The 19,918-nt window shown below is 68.4% G+C and carries 18 protein-coding genes; 13 read left to right on the forward strand and 5 right to left on the reverse strand.

Annotation, left to right across the window (positions count from 1 at the left end; genetic code table 11):
- Positions 1–8: 8 nt before the first annotated feature.
- The 6 genes from IEV93_RS07635 to IEV93_RS07660 all read left to right on the forward strand — a co-directional run bounded on the left by IEV93_RS07635 (position 9) and on the right by IEV93_RS07660 (position 6,166).
- Complete coding sequence (locus tag IEV93_RS07635; RefSeq protein WP_188488419.1) at positions 9–1,025, forward strand: ABC transporter permease; 1,017 nt, start codon at positions 9–11, stop codon at positions 1,023–1,025.
- The gene (locus IEV93_RS07640; RefSeq protein WP_188488421.1) at positions 1,022–2,047 is read left to right on the forward strand and encodes an ABC transporter ATP-binding protein; all 1,026 of its coding nucleotides are present in this window, start codon (positions 1,022–1,024) and stop codon (positions 2,045–2,047) included. Before IEV93_RS07635 ends, IEV93_RS07640 begins: the two co-directional genes overlap by 4 nt.
- Entirely contained in the window at positions 2,040–3,047 is a 1,008-nt protein-coding gene (locus IEV93_RS07645) for an ABC transporter ATP-binding protein (RefSeq protein ID WP_188488423.1), read from the forward strand. Before IEV93_RS07640 ends, IEV93_RS07645 begins: the two co-directional genes overlap by 8 nt.
- A gap of 76 nt (positions 3,048–3,123) precedes the next feature.
- On the forward strand, positions 3,124–3,786 hold the full coding sequence (locus IEV93_RS07650) for a sulfite exporter TauE/SafE family protein (RefSeq protein ID WP_229705135.1): 663 nt from the start codon (positions 3,124–3,126) through the stop codon (positions 3,784–3,786).
- 28 nt (positions 3,787–3,814) lie between these two features.
- Positions 3,815–5,170, forward strand: coding sequence for an enolase C-terminal domain-like protein (locus IEV93_RS07655; protein WP_188488427.1), 1,356 nt, complete (start codon positions 3,815–3,817; stop codon positions 5,168–5,170).
- Positions 5,171–5,182: 12 nt separating this feature from the next.
- Positions 5,183–6,166, forward strand: a complete 984-nt coding sequence (locus IEV93_RS07660; RefSeq protein WP_188488429.1) for a 2-hydroxyacid dehydrogenase — start codon at positions 5,183–5,185, stop codon at positions 6,164–6,166.
- Between the two features lie 76 nt (positions 6,167–6,242).
- On the opposite strand, the gene IEV93_RS07665 is transcribed toward IEV93_RS07660, so the two are convergent.
- Positions 6,243–6,878 carry a TetR/AcrR family transcriptional regulator gene (locus IEV93_RS07665; protein ID WP_188488431.1) on the reverse strand — a complete coding sequence of 212 codons (636 nt, stop codon included), beginning with the start codon at positions 6,876–6,878 and terminating at the stop codon, positions 6,243–6,245.
- A gap of 69 nt (positions 6,879–6,947) precedes the next feature.
- On the opposite strand from IEV93_RS07665, the gene IEV93_RS07670 reads away from it, so the two are divergent.
- Together IEV93_RS07670 and IEV93_RS07675 are read left to right on the forward strand one after the other, a co-directional pair.
- Positions 6,948–8,402: an MFS transporter gene (locus tag IEV93_RS07670; RefSeq protein WP_188488433.1), complete on the forward strand. Its 1,455-nt coding sequence runs from the start codon at positions 6,948–6,950 to the stop codon at positions 8,400–8,402.
- A gap of 96 nt (positions 8,403–8,498) precedes the next feature.
- Complete coding sequence (locus IEV93_RS07675) at positions 8,499–8,912, forward strand: VOC family protein (protein WP_188488436.1); 414 nt, start codon at positions 8,499–8,501, stop codon at positions 8,910–8,912.
- A gap of 30 nt (positions 8,913–8,942) precedes the next feature.
- Here the strand turns inward: IEV93_RS07675 and IEV93_RS07680 are convergent, their stop codons facing one another.
- The 4 genes from IEV93_RS07680 to IEV93_RS07695 all read right to left on the reverse strand — a co-directional run bounded on the left by IEV93_RS07680 (position 8,943) and on the right by IEV93_RS07695 (position 13,146).
- Positions 8,943–9,926: an ornithine cyclodeaminase family protein gene (locus IEV93_RS07680; protein ID WP_188488438.1), complete on the reverse strand. Its 984-nt coding sequence runs from the start codon at positions 9,924–9,926 to the stop codon at positions 8,943–8,945.
- A gap of 5 nt (positions 9,927–9,931) precedes the next feature.
- Entirely contained in the window at positions 9,932–10,849 is a 918-nt protein-coding gene (locus IEV93_RS07685; RefSeq protein WP_188488440.1) for an ABC transporter substrate-binding protein, read from the reverse strand.
- Positions 10,850–10,900: 51 nt separating this feature from the next.
- On the reverse strand, positions 10,901–12,352 hold the full coding sequence (locus IEV93_RS07690; protein ID WP_229704956.1) for an MFS transporter: 1,452 nt from the start codon (positions 12,350–12,352) through the stop codon (positions 10,901–10,903).
- Positions 12,353–12,525: 173 nt separating this feature from the next.
- Positions 12,526–13,146: a GntR family transcriptional regulator gene (locus IEV93_RS07695; RefSeq protein ID WP_229704957.1), complete on the reverse strand. Its 621-nt coding sequence runs from the start codon at positions 13,144–13,146 to the stop codon at positions 12,526–12,528.
- Positions 13,147–13,236: 90 nt separating this feature from the next.
- On the opposite strand from IEV93_RS07695, the gene IEV93_RS07700 reads away from it, so the two are divergent.
- The 5 genes from IEV93_RS07700 to IEV93_RS07720 all read left to right on the forward strand — a co-directional run bounded on the left by IEV93_RS07700 (position 13,237) and on the right by IEV93_RS07720 (position 19,911).
- Positions 13,237–14,391 (forward strand): zinc-binding dehydrogenase, encoded by a 1,155-nt coding sequence (locus IEV93_RS07700; RefSeq protein WP_188488442.1) that lies wholly within the window; start codon positions 13,237–13,239, stop codon positions 14,389–14,391.
- The gene (locus tag IEV93_RS07705) at positions 14,388–15,236 is read left to right on the forward strand and encodes an alpha/beta fold hydrolase (RefSeq protein ID WP_188488444.1); all 849 of its coding nucleotides are present in this window, start codon (positions 14,388–14,390) and stop codon (positions 15,234–15,236) included. Before IEV93_RS07700 ends, IEV93_RS07705 begins: the two co-directional genes overlap by 4 nt.
- 44 nt (positions 15,237–15,280) lie before the next feature.
- A complete protein-coding gene (locus IEV93_RS07710; protein ID WP_188488447.1) occupies positions 15,281–17,911 on the forward strand; it encodes an alpha/beta fold hydrolase in 2,631 nt (876 codons plus the stop codon).
- Entirely contained in the window at positions 17,908–18,867 is a 960-nt protein-coding gene (locus IEV93_RS07715) for an ABC transporter permease (RefSeq protein ID WP_188488449.1), read from the forward strand. Before IEV93_RS07710 ends, IEV93_RS07715 begins: the two co-directional genes overlap by 4 nt.
- 162 nt (positions 18,868–19,029) lie before the next feature.
- Complete coding sequence (locus tag IEV93_RS07720; protein ID WP_188488451.1) at positions 19,030–19,911, forward strand: hypothetical protein; 882 nt, start codon at positions 19,030–19,032, stop codon at positions 19,909–19,911.
- The last annotated feature ends 7 nt before the right edge of the window (positions 19,912–19,918 follow it).

Here is a 19,918-nt window from a genome sequence, read left to right on the forward strand (position 1 = left end):
GAGAACTCATGTCCATCGTCACCGACCCCCTCGCGGGCCAATCCCCGCTGCTTCCCACCGATCCCGCCGGCGACACCGTCGCCGACGGAGCGGTCCCGTCGAGCGACTTCCCCCTGTGGAAACTATTGCTCCGCGACAAGATGGCCACCGTCGCCGCAGCGATCCTCGGTTTCGTACTGCTCGTAGCCGCATTCGGTCCGATGATCGTGGGCAGCCGGGCCACCGAGCAGAACCTCGACCGCTCGAACCTCGCGCCGTTCTCCCTCGACACCGGTTTCATGAACATCCTCGGTACGGATCCGTTGGGCCGCAGCATGTTGGCCCGGCTCGTCGTGGCCTGCCAGACGACGATGATGGTGTCGCTGCCGGCGGTGATCGTCTCGTGCATCGTCGGCTCGATCATCGGCATGTGGGCCGGCTACCACCGTGGTTGGCGGGAGACGACGGCCATGCGCGTCGCCGACGTCATCATGAGCTTCCCGTCGCTGCTGCTCGCGGTCGTGGTGCTCTACGTCTTCTCCCCGAGCGCGGCCAACATCGTCGCCGTCCTCGCCATCACCCGCATCCCGATCTACCTGCGCACCGCCCGTGCCGAGTCCGCCGAGCTGCAGAGCCGCGTGTTCGTGGACGCGGCAAGGACATTCGGGGCAGGAAGTGGGTCGATCATCCGCAGGCACGTGTTCCCGATCCTGTTGCCGACACTGCTCACCGTGGCCACCCTCGACTTCTGCTACGTCATGCTCGCCGAGTCGTCGCTGAGCTTCCTGGGCATCGGTATCCAGCCGCCCGACATCAGCTGGGGCCTGATGGTGTCGCAGGGCCGCACCTACCTGCAGACCGCGTGGTGGCTCTCGTTCTTCCCCGGAGTGGCGATCGTCGTCACCACCGTCTCGGCCACCATCCTCGCGGCCTGGGCGCGCATCGCGACCGACCCGGGACAGCGGTGGCGCCTGACCACACCCCGACCGCGCCGCACCGCCACGCAGTTCGTCACCCGGCTCGTCACCCGAAAGGCCCACTCATGAGCGCCACCACCGTCGACCTGCCGATCCACCGCGACACCGACGACGACCGCGTCGCCCTCGACGTCCGCGACCTCACCGTCGACCTGCGCACCCCGACCGGCACGCTGCGGGCCGTCGACCACGTCTCCTTTGTCGCCCGGCGCGGCGAGACGCTGGCCCTGCTCGGTGAATCCGGCTGCGGGAAGTCCATGACCGCACAGGCACTCGTCGGCCTGCTCGACCCGATCGCCGACGTCTGCGACGGTTCGGTCCGCCTCGGCGACGTCGACCTCGTCACCGCGAACAAGCGCACCCGCCGGGCCATGGCAGGCACCGAGCTCGCCATCGTCTTCCAGGACGCGCTCACCGCGCTGAACCCGGTCTACACCGTGGGATCGCAGCTGGCCGAACCGTTCCGGATCCACCGGAAGATGTCGCGGCGCACGGCGCGCGGTGAGGCGATCGAGCTGATGCGCCACGTCGGCATCCCGGAGCCCGAGTCACGGATCGACTCCTATCCGCACCAGTTCTCCGGCGGCATGCGACAACGCCTCCTGATCGCCATGGCGGTCGCCCTGAGCCCCACGGTGTTGCTGGCCGACGAACCGACGACCGCACTCGACGTCACCGTGCAGGCGCAGATCATGTCGCTGCTCGCGAAGTTGCGCGCCGAACACGACATGGCCGTCGTTCTGATCACCCACGACCTCGCGCTGGTCGCCGAGCAGGCCGACCGTGTCGTGATCATGTACGCGGGCAACGTCGTCGAATCCGGGCCGGTCGCAGAGGTGTTCGCCGATCCCCGTCATCCGTACACGAAGGGGTTGCTCGACTCGGTGCCCGTCGGCGCCGAACGCGGAGCCGACCTCAAGTCCATCGGTGGCACACCGCCGGATCTACGGTCGGTCCCAGCCGGGTGCGTCTATCAGGATCGCTGCCCGCTGGCCTCGGAGATCTGCCGGAGCCAGCGCCCACAGCTCGAATCGGTCGGCGACGGACGCCGCGCCGCGTGCCATTTCTCGCAGGAGGTCTCCCATGTCTGATTCGGTGCTGCAGGTCCGCGAGGTCAGCAAGACGTTCGCGGTGCCCGGAAAAGCCGGTCACAACCGGCTGCGCGCCCTCGACGGGATCACCCTCGACCTCGCGCGCGGGGAGACGCTGGGTCTCGTCGGCGAATCCGGCTGCGGCAAGTCCACTCTGGCCCGCACCCTGATGATGCTCGAGCGGCCGGACGCGGGCACCGTCTCGTGGGGCGAAACCGATCCGTTCGCGCTGAAGGGCAAGGACATGCTCGCGCTGCGGCGTCGGGTGCAGATGGTCTTCCAGGATCCCTACGCGTCTCTCAACGCCAGGATGACCGCCGGCGACATCATCAGCGAGCCGTGGCGCACCCACAAGACGCTGTATGCCTCCAAGCGCGACCGCGCCGCCCGGGTCCGCGAGTTGCTGCACATGGTCGGATTGCGGCCGAGCGACGAGAGCCGTACCCCGCAGGAGTTCTCCGGTGGACAGCGCCAGCGTCTCGGCATCGCACGTGCCCTCGCGCTCAACCCCGAGGTGATCATCTGCGACGAACCCGTTTCGGCCCTGGACCTCTCGGTACAGGCACAGGTGCTCAACCTGCTCAACGAGCTGCAGCAGGAACTCGGCATCTCCTACATCTTCATCTCCCACGACCTGTCGGTGGTGCGTCACGTCGCCGATCGGGTCGCGGTGATGTACCTCGGCCGGATCGTGGAGACCGGCGCGACCGATGCGGTCTTCGACCGACCGGCGCACCCCTACACCGAGGCGTTGCTGTCGGCCGCCCCGACACTGGACCAGACCACCAAGCGGACGCGGATCATCCTCGAGGGCGAGGTGCCCTCACCGCTGAACCCGCCGTCGGGCTGCCGATTCCGCACTCGGTGCATGCACGCGACCGACGTCTGTGCCACGCAGTTGCCGCCGGTGGCCATCGACGAGTCGAGCGCCGGACACGTCGCCGAGTGCTACCACCCGCGCGGCACCGTCGATCTCGCGTTGACCGCCGTCGGCGCGTGAGGGTGCGCGATGAGCACCACCGGTGAGCCCGCTCGCGTTCGGCGTCATCGCGATCGTGGTCTGCGCCGCCTCCTGTATGCAGGCCTCCATCGGGTTCGGGATCGGGATGCTCGCGGCGCCGGTCGTCGCCCTGTTCGACCCGTCGTTGATCCCGGGCACGCTGATCATGTCGGCGACCGTCGTGACGTTCCTCGTGGTCGTGCGCGAGCGCGCGAGTCTGGACCTGCGCGGTACCGGCTGGGCGCTTGTGGGTCGGGTGCCGGGAACGGTGGCCGGCGCCCTGCTGCTGTTGTGGCTGCCCGACCGGGGACTGGCGTTGTTGCTCGGTGCGGTCGTCCTCGGTGGCGTGATCTCGGCGAGCGTCGGATGGGCGCCGATCCCTCGACGTCGGAACCTCGCGGTGGCCGGTGCCGCATCGGGTCTGTTGGGGACGGCCACCTCGATCGGTGGGCCGCCGATGGCGTTGGTGCTGCAGGGCAGCGAGGGCGCCCGACTCCGTGGGAACATGAGCGCCTTCTTCCTCGTCGGCTCACTCATGTCGCTCGTCGCTCTGGGGGCGACCGGGGCGATACACCGCGAGATGGTCGACGCCTCCCTTCTGCTGATCGTGCCCACGGTGATCGGGTATGTCGCCTCGCTGTTCGTCAACCGATTCCTCGACCCACCGCGCCTGCGACGGGCGTCGATCGCGATGTCGTCGGCCGGCGCCGTCCTCCTGATCGCCCAGCAACTCGTCTGACCTCCCACCCCCTCTCGAAAGGCTGACCATGTCCACCGCCACCCACCCGCACGGCAACGACGCACCGGTGGTCACCGCGATGCGCGTGGTCCCGATCGCGGGCCGCGACAGCATGCTGCTGAATCTCTCCGGCGCCCACGCGCCGTTCTTCACCCGGAACCTGGTGATCCTGACCGATTCGCACGGACACGTCGGGGTCGGTGAGGTGCCGGGCGGCGAGCCGATCCGTGCCACGCTCGACGATGCGCGTGACCTGGTCATCGGACGCGGTGTCGGTTCGTACAACGAGATTCTCGGCCTTGTCCGTCGTACGTTCGCCGGTCGTGACGCGGGCGGTCGCGGCGCCCAGACCTTCGATCAGCGGGTGACGATCCACGCGGTCACCGCCCTGGAGTCGGCGTTGCTCGATCTGCTCGGCCAACACCTCGGGGTCCCCGTTGCGGCTCTACTGGGTGAGGGTCAGCAGCGTGCGACGGTCCCGGTGCTCGGATACCTTTTCTTCGTCGGCGATCGCACCAGGACGTCGCTGGACTACGCGGACGGGACCGGCGAGACCGACGACTGGTCGCGGCTGCGTCACCAGGAGGCGGTCACCCCCGACGCCGTGGTCGCGCTGGCCGAGGCAGCACAGCGCAAATATGGCTTCGCCGACTTCAAACTGAAGGGCGGCGTACTCGCGCCCGACGAGGAGGCCGTCACCGTCACCGCACTCGCAGAGCGCTTTCCCGAGGCCCGGATCACGTTGGACCCCAACGGGGGGTGGTTGCTCGACGAGGCCGTACGGATCGGCAGGCAGCTGCGCGACGTCCTCGCCTACGCCGAGGATCCCGTCGGGCCCGAGGGCGGGTTCTCCGGACGCGAGGTGATGAGCGAGTTCAAGCGCGCCACCGGACTGCCGACCGCGACCAACATGATCGCCACCGACTGGCGCGAACTGGGCCACACGATCCGGTCGGGTGCCGTCGACATCCCGCTGGCCGATCCGCACTTCTGGACGATGGCCGGTTCGGTGCGCGTCGCGCAGCTGTGCGACGCGTGGGGCCTCACGTGGGGGTCGCACTCCAACAACCACTTCGACGTGTCGCTGGCGATGTTCACCCAGGTGGCCGCGGCGGCGCCCGGCACCATCACCGCCATCGACACCCACTGGATCTGGCAGGACGGCCAACGCATAACCACCGATCCATACCAGATCGTCGACGGCCGACTGAGCGTGCCGGACGCGCCAGGACTCGGAGTCACCCTGGACATGGATCGGGTGGAGGCGGCGCACGAGCTGTACCGCGCCGAAGGTCTCGGTTCGCGGGACGACTCGGTCGGAATGCAGTTCCTCATCCCGGAGTGGACGTTCGACAGCAAACGGCCCGCGCTGGTCCGCAGCTGAGCCGTGGGGGATATGAAGATAGTCGTCGGTGATCGGAATCTGTTCCCGCACCGTGAGTTGTTCGAGTCCGGGTTGCCCCACGGCGCGACGGTGTCGTGGCACCCGGTGTTCGACGAGCAGTCCGTCATCGCCGACTTGCCCGACGCGGACGTCTACGTCGGCGGGAAGTTCACCGCCGCCATGGCCGCCGCGGCCGGACGACTACGGCTGATCCAGGTCGCCGGCGCCGGATACGACAACGTCAGCCTGTCCGACGTCTCCGCTGACACCCGGGTGGCGAACACCTTTCACCACGAGAGCTCGATCGCCGAGTACATCGTGTCCACGGCCATCCTGCTCCGCCGCGGGTTCCTGACCCAAGACCGTGCTCTGCGACGGGGGATCTGGGCGACGTCGGTGTACGACGACACCATCGACCAGCCGCGGACCCTGCGCGACGCGCGAATCGGATTCGTCGGCTTCGGGCACATCGGTGCGCAGAGCTGGACGGTGCTTCGTGCCCTCGGGGCCACCGGATGCGCGGTGACCGGCAGCGGGTCGGTGGACGCCGACGAGCACGGACTGGCCTGGGCCGGCGACACCGGAGCGTTGACCCGGCTGCTCGACGAGTCGGACGTGGTCGTGGTGTCGGCGCCGTTGAACGACCGGACCCGCGGGATGATCGGACGCGACGAGCTGGCGCGGATCGGGTCCGGTGGCGTGCTCATCAACGTCGGACGCGGTCCGCTGGTGGATCCGCATTCGCTCCACGATGCGCTGTCGGACAGATCGATCGCTGCGGCGGCCATCGACGTCTGGTACGACTACCCGTCGTCCGACGGGACCGGCCGCCCCTCGGAACTCCCGTTCTCCGAGCTGTCGAACCTGGTGATGACCCCGCACTCGTCGGGCGTCACCCGCGACACCTTCGTCGGCCGTGTCGGTGACATCACCGGCAACATCACGCGCCTCGCCGACGGCCGCGAATTGCTCCGGGTCGTGCACCCGCGCGCCTGAACCGATCCGCGGCAGTGGTTCCCGTCCGCGGCACCTACAGGTGCCGCATCGCCACACACCTGCCGCGGATCTGGACCTACTCGCGGCCCTCGGCGGTGATCGACGCGGCGATCTCGGTCAGCAGCCTCCGCAGCATCGGCGAGTCGGTGTCGCCGAAGACGTTGTCCGGCAGCGCCGAGTGCAAGGACGCGACGCCGGTCATCAACGCGAACAGCAGCGCTCCGCGAAGCCGCGCCTCCTCGTCGTCCATGTCGTCGCTCTCGATGTCGGCCGCGAAGCGGTGCACGACCGCGGTCAGGGTGCGCCGCCGGAGATCTGCGGTGGCCTCGTCGCCGGCCGGGTCCCGGAGCAGCAACAGCAGCGGGTTCTGGTGTCCGAACTCCGGCCAGGCGTCCGGGTGCAGGCCCGCGAGGAGGTCGTCGATGACGGTCTCCGACCGTGCGGCCCCCTCGGTGGGGCGACCGTCGAACACGTGCGCCGTCTCGGCCAGCACCGCCGCGAGCAAGCCGTCCTTGGAGCCGAAGTAGCGGTTGATCAGCGAGACGTTCGCGCCGGCGTCGGCCGCGATCTCGCGCACCGTGGTGCGTTCGAAACCGAAGACGGTGAACCGTCGCTTGGCCGCCCGCAGCAGATCGGCCCGGGTGGCGTCGGCGTTGCGCTCCCGGCCCGCCGGTTCACCGGGTGTCGGCGCGGCGGGCTCATGTAAACGCATGTTGACCAGAATGCCATAGACGCCTAACCTCACGTGTAAACATGCGTTTGCTTAGTGAGGAGTCGTGGGATGACGAACACAACAGGGGTGCGGGACGACGTGGGCACCGAGTCGGGTTGGCGCGCGAACCTGGAGATCATCGCCATCGGACTGGGGGCTCTGATGGCTGCGTTGGCCCAGACGCTGGTGCTGCCGGTGCTGCCGCTGATCTCCCGCGACATCGGGGCGTCGACCACCGAGGCGCAGTGGTTGCTGACGTCGACACTGTTGGTCGGTGCGGCGGCGGTCCCCGTCATCGGCAGGCTGGCCGACATGTACGGGCGGCGTCTGATGCTCGTCGTCGCGCTCGGTGCACTTCTGGTCGGTTCGGTCATCGATGCCCTGACCGACGACATCCGGATCATGATCCTGGGTCGGGCGATCACTGGTCTGTCCAGCGCCGCGATCCCGCTCGGCATCTCTCTGCTGTCGGCGGTGCTGCCCGAGGCGCGTAAGGGCTCGGCCGTCGCCCTGGTCAGCGCGATGCTGGGTGTCGGTGGCGCCCTGGGGCTACCGCTCGCGGGCATCGTGGCCGAGCACTTCGACTATCACGCGCTGTACTGGATCGGTGCCGTCGGAGCGCTGGCCAGCATCGTGCTGGTGCTGACGGTCGTCGGCAACCCGCGCGGTGCGCGTCCGGGCGCGATCGACTTCCCCGGGATCGTTCTGCTCGTCGGCGGGCTCGTCTGCCTGGTCCTTCCGCTGTCGCAGGGGTCGTCGTGGGGCTGGGGCTCGTTCGCCACCATCGGTCTGCTGGTCGCCTCGGTGGCGCTGTTGGCGCTGCTGGTCGTCGTCGAGAAGCGTTCGCCCGACCCGCTCGTCGACATGCGTGCGCTGTCCAACCCGCCGGTCGCCATCACCAACGTGGCCTCGATCTTCGTCGGCTTCGCATTGTTCGCGAGTTTCGTGGGCACCGCGAACTACGTCCAGGCGCCTGAGGGGACCGGGTACGGGTTCGGGTCGTCGGTACTCGTGGCCGGTCTGTGCCTGATGCCCAGCGGTGTGCTGATGCTGGTGTTGGCGCCGGTGGCCGCGCGGTTGATGAAGGCCTGGGGGCCCGGTCGGGTCCTGTTCGTCGGCGGATTGATCATCGCCGCGGGCCTCATCGTGCGCATCATCCTCACCGATTCGCTGTGGCAGATCATCCTGGGCAGCACCATCGTCGGCGCCGGTACCGGCATCGCCTACGCGTCGTTGCCGTCACTGATCAACGTGCACACCCCGGCGGCCGATCTCGCGGCCGCGAACGGGATCAACACCCTCGCCCGGTCGTTGGGGAGCACGCTCGCCAGTGCGGTGGGCGGCAGTCTGTTGGCCGCGGTGACCGTCACCGTCGGTGGCGCGGCCCTGCCGTCGCTGGGTGGGTACCAGATCCTGTTCACCATCTGCGCGGTCGCCGCGACCCTCGCGGCGTTCGCGGGCCTGGCGGTGTCGTCGCCGAAACTCGCCACGCACGACCGCCAGGAGATGCTCGAACCGGTGTAGCCGTCCGCGGGGGCTTCGATCGAGGACCGTGGTTGTCCGCGATTGTTGCGACGGTGATGCACGTACTCGACCACCACCGCAGGAAGAAGGACCCTCATGCCCGATCGCTCAGGCTCCAGAATCGACCACCTGAACATTGCTGTGCCGGATCTCGCTGCGGCGGTGGAGTTCTACGAACCCGTGCTGGCTTCGATCGGTATCAGCAAGATGCTGGTGATCCCCAGCGGGTACGAGGAGGGCAAGCCCGGCATGACCGGGTTCGGCCTCGCCGATGTCAAGCCCTACTTCTGGCTCGTGGACGAGGGGGAGGTGGGTTCCAACATGCATCTCGCGTTCACCGTCGACACCCGTGCACAGGTCGAGACCTTCTATCGGGCGGCTCTCGATGCGGGGGCCACGTCGTTGATCGCGCCGTCGGTACACACCGAGTACCACGATGACTACTACGGTGCGTTCGTCCTCGACCCACATGGCATCAACGTGGAAGCGGTGTGTCACCACGCGATCTGAACCGCAACCACGTCCTTGGGCCGCGTTTCGTCAGGCGGACATGTCGATGTCGGTGCCGACGCCGGCGGCACGCGCCCACCCGATCACCAGCGCCGCGGTGGCGAGGTCCTGCAGGCCGATCCCGGTGGAGTCGAACAGCGTGATCTCGTCGTCTGCGTGACGGCCGACAGTCTTTCCGGAGATGACGTCGCCGAGCTCGATGGCGATGTCGGCCTCGGTGATGGCGCCCTCGGCGATGGCCATCAGCGCGTCGCCCGATTTCGCCAGTGCTGTCGCCCGGCTGTCCACGACGACCCGGGATCGGGCCATCGCGTGGCCGTCCACCTCGCGTTCGTCCGGTCGCGGCGCGGCGCCGACCGCGTTGACGTGCATCCCCGGACGAAGTGACTCCCCGAGCAGGATCGGTGTCACCGACGGCGTGAGCGTGCAGAGGATGTCCGCCTGAGCGGCAACGTGATCGACCGACTCGGCGTGCACGACGGGGATCGCCATGTCGGCGACCTTCTCGCGGAACGCATCGACCGTCGACGCCGAGCGCGACCAGACCACGATGCGGTCGATGGGACGGACGAGCGCGACGGATCGTGCGTGTTCGACGGCGAGATTGCCGGCTCCGACGAATCCGAGTGTCGATGCATCTGCGCGCGCGAGGTGTTTGGTCGCGACGGCACTGGTCGCGGCGGTCCGCATGGCGGTGATCGCCCGTCCGTCGATCAGAGCCACACATTCGCCGGTGACCGATGACGTCACGACGATCGTGGACCGCTGCCGCGGTCGACGGTGGGCCGGGTTGCCGGGGAGATCGGAAAGGATCTTCACCGCAACGAGTTCTGCGGTTCGCAGTTCGGCCGCCATCCCGATCACCGCGCCGTCCTCGGGTGCGTGCATGGAGATCGGGCGGGGATTCTGCGCGGCACCGGTACTCAGGTCGGCATGGGCCTGCTCGACCGCGTCGCGGACTGCGACACGGTCGAGCAGGGCGGCCACGTGGGAGTGCCGCAACACCAGGGTCATCTGTGTCAGCCGACCGCTACCAGCTCGGCCGCGTCGACGATCCGGGTGTCCACCAGGTCGGCGAAGGCCGGTGCGGACCGCACCATGGCTTCCTCGGCCAGGATGCGCATCCACCGATCGGTGGCGGGGCCGTCGATACGGACGGTGTCCCAGGTGCGCGAGCGCTGAATCCGCGCGCACGACGCCGACAGCGTCGCGAGCGGCATGGCCGGCCAGTGCTCGGCCAGCAGCGGTTCGAGCTCGGAGACCGGCGCCTGTCGGACCGCGGCCATACCGTCACTCAGCGCCGACGTGAAGGCGACCAGACGTTCACTGAGTTCGTCGAATCGATCTGTGCGGCAGTAGTACACGCTGTTCGGCCCGAGCCCGCCGACCTCGGCGTACTCGACGGCGATATGGCCGGTCCCGCGGTCGTGCATCGACTGCGCCGTGGTGATGTCGAGGATGATCGCGTCACCCAGACCGTCCTCGAACAGCTCCACGAACATGGGGGTCGACAGGTCACGCAGGAACGTGGTTCCCGCCGAGTCCACACCGGCCTCGCGCATCATCCCGGCCGTGATCGCGTACGGCGCGCTGCCGCCGATCCCGGGCGCCAGCACCGTTTTCCCGGTCAGCGACGCCCATTCGAAGTCGCCGACCTGTTCGGTGCGGGTGACCAGTGCCTTGGGGAACTGATGGTTCAACTGGGCGAAGACGGTCAGCTCTCGGGACGTACCGTGATACATCCCGGGAACCCAGATGCCACCGAGAGCGACGTCGGCGGTTCCGTCGGCCAGGTCGTCGAGCACGCCGGTCCACGGGTCGCAGGCCTTCGCGTGCACCGTCAGGTCACGGTCGGCGAAGAGGCCGGCGTGGTCCGCGTAGTACTCGGGCAGGTAGTTGAGCCCGTGCGCGGTGGCGGAGATGGACAGATGAGACATGGTGATGCAACTTTCTGTGGTGGGTCGAACTGAATTGCGATGGAGAGGGATTCAGGCGGCGGCGGGGATGGTTGCCGGGGTCTCGCTGGTGGCCTCCAGCGACTTGCCGAAGGTCTCGGGCCCGAAGTGGGCGGCGACCACGAGCAGTCCGTACATCGCGGCGATCATGAAGAACACCCCGGCGACCCCGGCGATGTCGAAGAAGAACAGCGCGGCGAACGGCATGACGGCGCCGGCGACGTTGCCGATCCCGTTGACGACCGAGGCGCCCATGGCGCGGATCGACGTGGGGAACAGCTCGGGTGTCCACACCGACAGCATGGTGTTGAGCAGCATCGTGAAGAACTGGAAGATGGCGCCCAGCACCAGGATCAGGACCACGTTCTGGGCGAAGACCGCGAAGGCGATGGCGGCGATGCAGCCCAGGACCGCGGCCGACATCACGGTGATCCGACGAGGCACACGGCTCGCGAGGTAGCAGGCCGTGCAGGCGCCGAACAGGCTGCCGATGTTCATGATCATGGTGAACAGCAGGGAGTCCGACAGCGAGTAGCCGCGTGACACGAGCAGGATCGGCATGAGGAACAGCAGGGTGACCTGCGCTCCGAACGACATCCAGGACGCGGAACCGATCGCGGCGGTCCGGCGCAGGTTGCGCCCCTTGAACACCTCGACGTACGAGGTCTTCACGTGCGGGAGTGCGTCGTCGGCGGTCACGAAGGACTTGGTCGGACCGGGGTCGCGAAGACCGGAGATCGAGCCGGACGCGAGGCGCGTCAGTGAGCGGTTGGCTTCGTCGACGCGTCCTTTCGAGAGCAGGAAGCGCGGTGACTCCGGCAGGTAGCGGCGGAAGAAGACCACCAGAACCGCAGGGAGAGCGAGGATCACGTACGTCCAGCGCCACGAGTGGTCGTCGCCGCCGAGAACTCCACCCAACGGGCCGAGCACGAGCAGGAAGAAGCCGAACGACGCGATGTTGCCGATGCCGCCCGAGGAGATGTTGAGCGTCGCGAGCAGTGAACCGCGATGGCGGGTGGCCACCACCTCGGCCAGGATCGCCAGGCCCACGGTGAACTCGCCGCCCAGGCCGATGCCGACGATGAACCGGCTGGCCAGCAACATCTCGTAGTTGACGGCGACCGCGCTGATCAGGCCACCGAGGGTGTAGACCAGCAGGTTGAGGCTCAGCGCGATCCGTCGGCCCCAGCGGTCGGCGATGTATCCGCCGATGAGTCGTCCGACCAGTCCGCCGATGACCGTCGCGGTGTTGATCAGCGTCAGCTGGGCGTTGCCGATCCCCAGCGATTCCTTGATGAGCGGCCCCATCGCTCCGGTCGAGTTCTGCTCGAGGCTGTCGAAGAAGAGCCCCGCCATCAGCAGCGCGATGACCGCCGCCTGCACACGGGTGAAGCCGATCTTGTCGAGCGTCGCGGTCAGACCCTGGGCGGGTGGGGTGGGGGGTGTGAGGGTGGTGGGTTCGTTGATCGGGGCGCTGATGGCCATGGCAGTTCTCCGGATGACGAAGTGGCACCGGGAGATCTGATGTCAACCGGTGGATCGCCAGTCGGGAGGTGCTGGGCGACTGAGTAATTTGTATACAAACAGTGTATCAACGGCGTTACTGAGCGCAACAGTTGCGTTAACGACGGGATATATCGATCAGGTCGTATACGAAATTAGGTGTCGACAGTGTCCTCAGTGTGCTCATCACGGCGCAGGTGTTCCTCCATCAGAAACCCTGCCTGCACGGAGGCGCCGCGCAGGATTGCCGCCGCCAGCACCGCATGGTCCTGTTGCGACGCGGTCGGATCGTCACCGAGACCCCACGCGACCCTGCGGCTCACGGTCGTGAGGAGTTCGCGGAGCTGGTCGTTGCCGGCGGCGACGGCGACGAGATCATGGAACGAATGTCCGATCGACCGGTCGTCGACGGGATCGGAGGTCGCCCGGGCGACGTCGGCTAGTTCGGCGGCGGCCGCGCCACCGCGGTTCTGGGCCGCGAGTTGCGCCGCGAGGACCTCGAGGCCACGCCGCACCTCGAGCAGTTCCCGGTTGTCCTTGCGCAACGTGGTCGACACCGTCGCCCCGCGATACCGGACGATGGTGACGAAACCTTCGCCCTCGAGCTGGCCGAGGGCCTCGCGCACCGGCACACGCGACACGCCGAACTGCTTGGCGATGGCCTCCTCGACCAGCCGCTCACCTGCGGCCAACCGGCCGGCCAGGATGTCGTCACGAATCACCCGCGCGATGACGTCGCCCGGGGATTCGTCCTCGCCGATGGTGTGCTGATCCACGTCCCGCAGTTTAGTTGGGTGGGCCGGGTGGTGGGGCGCATGATGATCTCGGTTCGCGCCGCCGGTCGGCGCCAGGCGACGAGGTGGTCCATGAGAGCGGTCAGTAGTTTGCGTGGGACGTTGACGGTGTCGGAGATCGCCGACCCGCGACCGGAGGCCGGGCAGTTGTTGCTGTCGGTCACGCGATGCGGGATCTGCGGATCCGATCTGCACGCCAAAGATCACTCCGACGAGCTCGAGGACGTCATGCGTGAGGGCGGGTACACCGACTTCATGCGGCACGACACCTCGGTTGTCTTCGGGCACGAGTTCTGCGGTGAGGTGCTCGAGACGGGCAAGGGTGTCGGAAAGCGTTTCGCCACCGGCGATCTGGTGGTGTCGTTCCCGCTGTTGCGCACCGCGGGCGCCGTGCACATGACCGGGCTGTCGCCGTTGGCGCCGGGCGGCTACGCCGAGCGCACCGTGGCCGAGGCGTCGATGAGCTTCGCCGTGCCCAACGGGCTGTCGCCGGACATCGCCGCGCTGACCGAGCCGATGACCGTCGCGTTGCACGCGGTCCGGCGCAGTGAGATCTCGAAGAAGGACGTGGCCATCGTCGTCGGTTGCGGCCCGGTCGGTCTGGCCGTGATCTGTCTGCTCAAGGCCAAGGGGGTGAACACCATTGTTGCGAGCGATTTCTCGGCCGGACGGCGCGAGCTCGCGACCCGATGCGGCGCCGACGTCGTCGTCGATCCCGCGGTGGACTCCCCCTACTCGGCCGCGGTCACCAAGGGCATGATCACCGAACTGCCCACGCTCTACGAGCTCGGTGTGGGATCGATGGAGAAGTTGCGAAAGATCCCCGGATGGGCGCACCTCTATCGAGCCGTGGACAAGCTGGGCGCCGCGGACCCGAAGCGGCCGGTGATCTTCGAGTGCGTCGGCGTGCCGGGGATGATCGACGGCGTCATCAGCGCGGCACCGATCGCGTCGCGGGTCGTGGTGGTGGGGGTCTGCATGGGCACCGACCAGATCCGCCCGGCGATGGCCATCGGCAAGGAGATCGACCTGCGATTCGTGTTCGGCTACACCCCGATCGAGTTCCACGACACCCTGCACCTGCTCGCCGACGGCAAGGTGGACGCGTCGCCGTTGCACACCGGAACCGTCGGACTCGACGGCGTCCCCGCGGCGTTCGACGTCCTCGCCGGCGCCGAGAAGCACGCCAAGGTCCTGATCGATCCGAGCAGTGCGGCCGTCCTGTGAGCGCCCCGACGCACCGCATCGAGTCCTTCACCCGGGACGGGCTGCGTTTCGACGTCTCCGACCGCGGACCGATCGACGGCGACGTGATCGTGCTCCTGCACGGATTTCCCGAACGTGCGAGCTGCTGGGACTCGGTGGTGCCGACACTGAACGCGCAGGGATACCGGACGCTCGCCCCCGACCAGCGCGGTTACTCACCCGGTGCGCGGCCGCCCCGCCGCCGCGACTACGCCTCGGGCGAGTTGGTGGACGACATCGCGGAGCTGATCACGGTTGCGGGCGGTCGGGCGCACGTGGTCGGTCACGACTGGGGAGCGAACATCGCATGGTCGATCGCCGCGGACCGACCGGACCTGGTGAGGACACTGACCGCGCTGTCGGTGCCCCATCCGACCGCCTTCATCCGTGCCGCGACACGTACGCGGCAGGGCCTCAAGTCCTGGTACATGGTCTTCTTCCAGACGCCACGGGTGCCGGAGGCCTCCGCCGCGCGACCCGGCGGCCGCATGGACCGGTCGCTGCGCGCAGCCGGGATGACCGCATCGGACGTCGAGCGGTTCCGGGCCGAGATCGTCGACTACGGCGCCCTGACCGGGGGCCTGAACTGGTACCGGGCGCTGCCCTTCACCGATCGCAAGCGGTTCGGCCGACGCGTGACGGTGCCGACGACGATGGTCTGGAGTGACGGCGACTCGTTCATCGACCGCGCCGGGGTCGAGGGGTGTGCTGACCTGGTCCGCGCGCCGTACGAACTCGTGGTGCTCGAGGGCGTCAACCACTGGATCCCCACCCAGGCCGCCGACGCGGCGGCCGACGCGATCCTCGCGCGAGCCCTGTCGGCCTGACCGATGTCGGCGCAGCGCGCCGACGCCTCTGTGCGTTTGCAGGCATGATCGAGAGAGTCGATCCGTCCGGATCGTGCGGCGCGGCGAGGGAGATCGACATCGGCATCAGTCTCAGGCCACGCGGTGGTCGGCGGTTCTGGGTGCTCGTCGCCGCGGCCGTCGTCGTCGTGCTGGCCGCGGTGATCGCCGTGGTCGCCACGACCGGCGGTGACGAGGACCCGGTCACCGAACGATCGATGACCGTCCCGGGCGTACCCGAGGCCGGACAGCCGGTCGGCCTCGACGCATCGGTGTTTCTGCCTCGCACCCGACCCGCACCGGCCGTCATGCTCGCGCACGGTTTCGGCGGGTCCAAGGCCGACCTGACCGCGCAGGCGCGGACACTCGCCGGGCGCGGCTACGTCGTGATCACCTACTCGGCGCGCGGATTCGGGGCCAGCGGCGGACTCATCCACCTCGACAACCCCGACTACGAGGTCGCCGACGCCCGCCGCCTGATCGATCTGCTGGCCACGATGCCGGAGGTCGAGCGCGACGGACCGGGCGACCCCCGCGTCGGCGTCGCGGGCGCGTCCTACGGCGGTGCACTGGCGCTGCTGGCCGCCGGATACGACCGTCGTGTCGACGCCGTGGCCGCCGACATCACCTGGAACGACCTGTCGCAGGCGCTGTTCCCCGTCGGTGTCGACTCCCAGGGTGCCGCCGGGGTGTTCAAACAGCAGTGGGCGGGTCAACTGTTCTCGCAGGCCACGCGCATGGCGACGTCGGACGGGTGCGGGAAGTTCGCGCCCGACGTCTGCGCCGCCTACCAGGCATCCGCCGCCGCAGGAGCGCCCGACGCGAGCCTGCAGACCCTGATGCGTGCGTCGAGCCCGGCGTCGATCCTGAGTCGTATCACCGCTCCGACGCTGCTCATCCAGGGACAGCAGGACTCGCTGTTCCCGATCGATCAGGCCGTTCGGAACGCCGAGGGCATCCGCTCGGCCGGAACCCCGGTCCGGATGCAGTGGCGCACCGGCGGCCACGATCAGCCGGGCGGGAACATCACCCCGTCCGTCGAGTCGTGGTTCTCCACGGTGTTGCAGGACAAGAGGACTCCCGATTCCGGGTTCGCCGCCGACGTCCCCGACGGTGCGCTGTCGACCGACACGGGCCGCTCGTCGGCGCGGCAGCTGACGGCGCCGTCGCTGGCCGAGGCGCAACGCCCGCGCGACGTCGCCGTGGCGGGCCCCGAGCAGACCGTGAACGCACCAGCCGGTGGCACCCCGTCAGCCATCACCGCCGTTCCCGGCATCGGAAGTCTGCTCAGTGCGGCCGCCGCGGCCACCGGCGCCGGCGCGCTGTCGGCGATCCCGGGTCAGGTCGCGGGCTTCGTGTCGGGACCGCTCGACGCCGACACCCTGATCGGCGGATCTTCCACAGTTCGCCTCCGGATCACCCCGCGAACCACCACGGACGCAACGCTGTTCGTATCCCTGGTCGACGTGGCACCCGACGGGCAGCGGACCCAGCCGTCCGGTCTGGTCACCCCCGTTCGACTCACCGGTCTGACGCCCGGACAACCCACCTCGGTGACCGTCGCACTGCCCACCGTGGTCCGGTCGGTGGTGTCCGGACACCGCCTGGCCGTTGCGGTCTCGACCACCGACCTCGGCTACCGGCTCCCGACCGACGCGCGCACGTACTCGGTGGCGTTGGAGTCGCCGACGCTGGCGCTGACCACCCTCACCGGGCGCGCCGAGTCGACGCCGTTCCCGTGGGGCTGGCCTGTCGTCGGTGTCATCGCGCTGCTGGCCTTGATCGCGGGCGTCAGCGTCGCGACGTGGCGCCGTCGGGCCCCGGGCGAGGCGGCGTCGGACGGAGAGGGTGTCTCGCCGATCGTGGTCGAGTCCCTGAGCAAGGAGTACGGCGACTCCTACCGTGCAGTCGACGACGTGTCGTTCCGCGTCGAGGCCGGGCAGGTCGTCGGCCTGTTGGGTCCCAACGGCGCGGGCAAGACCACGGTTTTGCGGATGATGGTCGGCCTCATCTCGCCGACGTCCGGGCACATCCGGCTGTTCGGCGAGGAGGTCCGCGCGGGGTCGTCGGTGTTGGCGCGCGTCGGTGCGTTTATCGAGGGACCGGGCCTGCTGCCGCATCTGTCGGGTCGTCAGAACCTTGATCTGTACTGGGCGGCCACCGGCCGACCGGCCGACGAAGCCGACTTCGAGACCGCGCTGGAGATCGCCGGGCTCGGGGCGTCGGTGGATCGCAAGGTCCGCAAGTACAGCCAGGGCATGCGGCAGCGGCTGGCCATCGCCCAGGCGATGCTCGGGCTGCCGGAGTTGCTGATCCTCGACGAACCCACCAACGGTCTCGACCCGCCGCAGATCGCTGAGATGCGTGAGGTGATGCGGCGCTACGCGGCCACCGGTCGCACGGTCGTCGTCTCCAGCCACCTGCTGTCGGAGGTGGAGCAGACGTGCAGTCACGTCGTGGTGATGCACAAGGGCCGGCTGATCACGGCCGGATCGGTGGACGAACTCGCCGGCGCGGCCACGTCGACGCTCGCCGTCGACGACGTCGCCGCCGCGCAGCGGGTGCTCGAGGCCGCGGGTGTGCGTGCGGAGGTCGTCGAGTCCCGACGGCACCTCGAAGAAGCGTTCCTCGACCTGATCGGAGATGAGTCCCGATGACCGAGAACACCGGTGGTACGGGCGAGGTCGAAACCGGCGGGCGTGCGGCGGCCACCCGGAAGGGCGTACACGACCGGCTCGACGGCATCGGTCCGGTCCAGCCGTCGACCTTCCGCCCGGGACGGACCCTGAGCCTGCGGGTCGAGGCGGTGCGACAGCTGCGCCGCCGACGCACGCAGGTCGCGGCGCTCCTCTTGCTGGTGCTGCCGCCCGTCATCGCCATCGCGTTCTCGTTGAGCTCGGACGATCCATCGACCGCGGGTTCGGACGGAGGCGGTCGGCAGAATTCGGCGCTGTACGGACTGGCGACGGCGGGCGGCGCGAACTTCGCGCTCTTCACCGAGTTCGCGGCGGGGTCGTTCCTGCTCACCGTCCTCATCGCGTTGTTCTGCGGCGACACCGTCGCGAGCGACGCGGGCTGGGCGTCGTTGCGCTACCTGCTGGTGATCCCGGTGCGACGCTCACATCTGTTGCGGCAGAAGCTGTTCATCGGGTTGGCGTCGAGCGCGATCGCGCTGATCCTGTTGCCGGTGTGGGCCTATGTGGTGGGTGGGCTGTTCTTCGGGTGGGGGCCGGCGCAGTCGCCGCTGGGTGGCGAGTTCACCAACGGTGAGACGTTGCAGCGTCTGGCGATCGTCGTCGGGTACACCTTGATCCAGTCTCTGGTGATCGCTGGTTTCGCGTTCCTGCTGAGTGTGGTGACCGACGCCCCGCTCGGCGCGGTCGGTGGCGCGACGATGCTGGTCATCCTGTCGAACATCCTGGATGCGATCTCGGCGCTCGACCCGTACCGCCAGTATCTGCCGACGCACTATCAGTTCGCGTGGCTGGATGCGTTGGGGCCGAACGTGGTCTGGGAGGACATGGCGCGCGGAGCCGGTATCTCGCTGATCTACTCGTCGGTGTTGTTCGGCTTCGCGTGGTGGTGGTTCGGCCGCAAGGATGTCGTGAGCTGATCCGCCGACCGTGCCGTAACCACCCGCCGACCGGGCCCTAACCACCCGCCGACCGGGCCCTAACCACCCGTCGAGCGGGCCTTAACCACCCGCCGAGCGTGCGCTTGCGAGAAATCAGCGGAAACAATGAACCGTCGGCGCTGATCGCGCGTCGAACGCAGCATGACCATCGACGATCAGCCCTTCCGACTGAGCGACATCGGACTACCCGCATCGATGACACCGCGCGAGGTGCCGCATCATTTTCGCCGTGTGCACCGCGCGGTCTACGTCAGTCCCGGGTTGACACTCGGGCCGGTCGAGACCATCCGGGCGGCGTGGTTGAGGGCGGGTCCGGAAGCGGTGGTGGGTGGAGTCAGCGCAGCGGTCCTGCACGGGGCGACGTTCTTCGACCACGGCGACGAGGTCGAACTGGTCCGCGCCCCGACCGGCCAAGGTCGACGACGCAGTCGCGTCCGCATCGTACGAACCGACCTCGATCCGCGAGACATCGTCGCCGTAGACGGCATGCCGGTGACCTCGGTGATCCGAACCGCATACGACCTGGGTCGCCGTGGACCCGCCTGGCTGGGTCTCGCGCACCTGGACGATCTGACTCGTTCCACCAACCTCGAGCTCGGCGTGCTGTGGCGATACGTCGTCGACCACCCGGCCGTACGAGGGATACGCCAGATCCGTGGGCTGATCCCGTGGGTCGACCCGAACGCGGAGTCATCAGGCGAGAGTTACATGCGGCATCTCGTTCTCGCACAGGGTCTACCGCGACCCGAAACCCAGGTGAAGGTCTTCGACGAGGCGGGGCGGACCGTCGCGAAGTTCGATCACGCGTACCGGGAGGAGAAGCTTGCTTTCGAGTTCGACGGGTTCGATTACCACTACAGCGACGAGCAACGGGCGTCTGACGCCCGACGGGATCGTGAAACGGCCCGACTCGGCTGGCACACCGAACGCCGGAACAGTGTCGAACTCTCCAACGACCCGTTCGAGTTTCTCGGCCGGCTCGAACTTCTCCTGGAGCAACGGGCTCGCCGAAGGCGTCGTTGAAGCACAG

This window comes from Williamsia phyllosphaerae (assembly GCF_014635305.1).
GTDB lineage: Bacteria > Actinomycetota > Actinomycetes > Mycobacteriales > Mycobacteriaceae > Williamsia_A > Williamsia_A phyllosphaerae.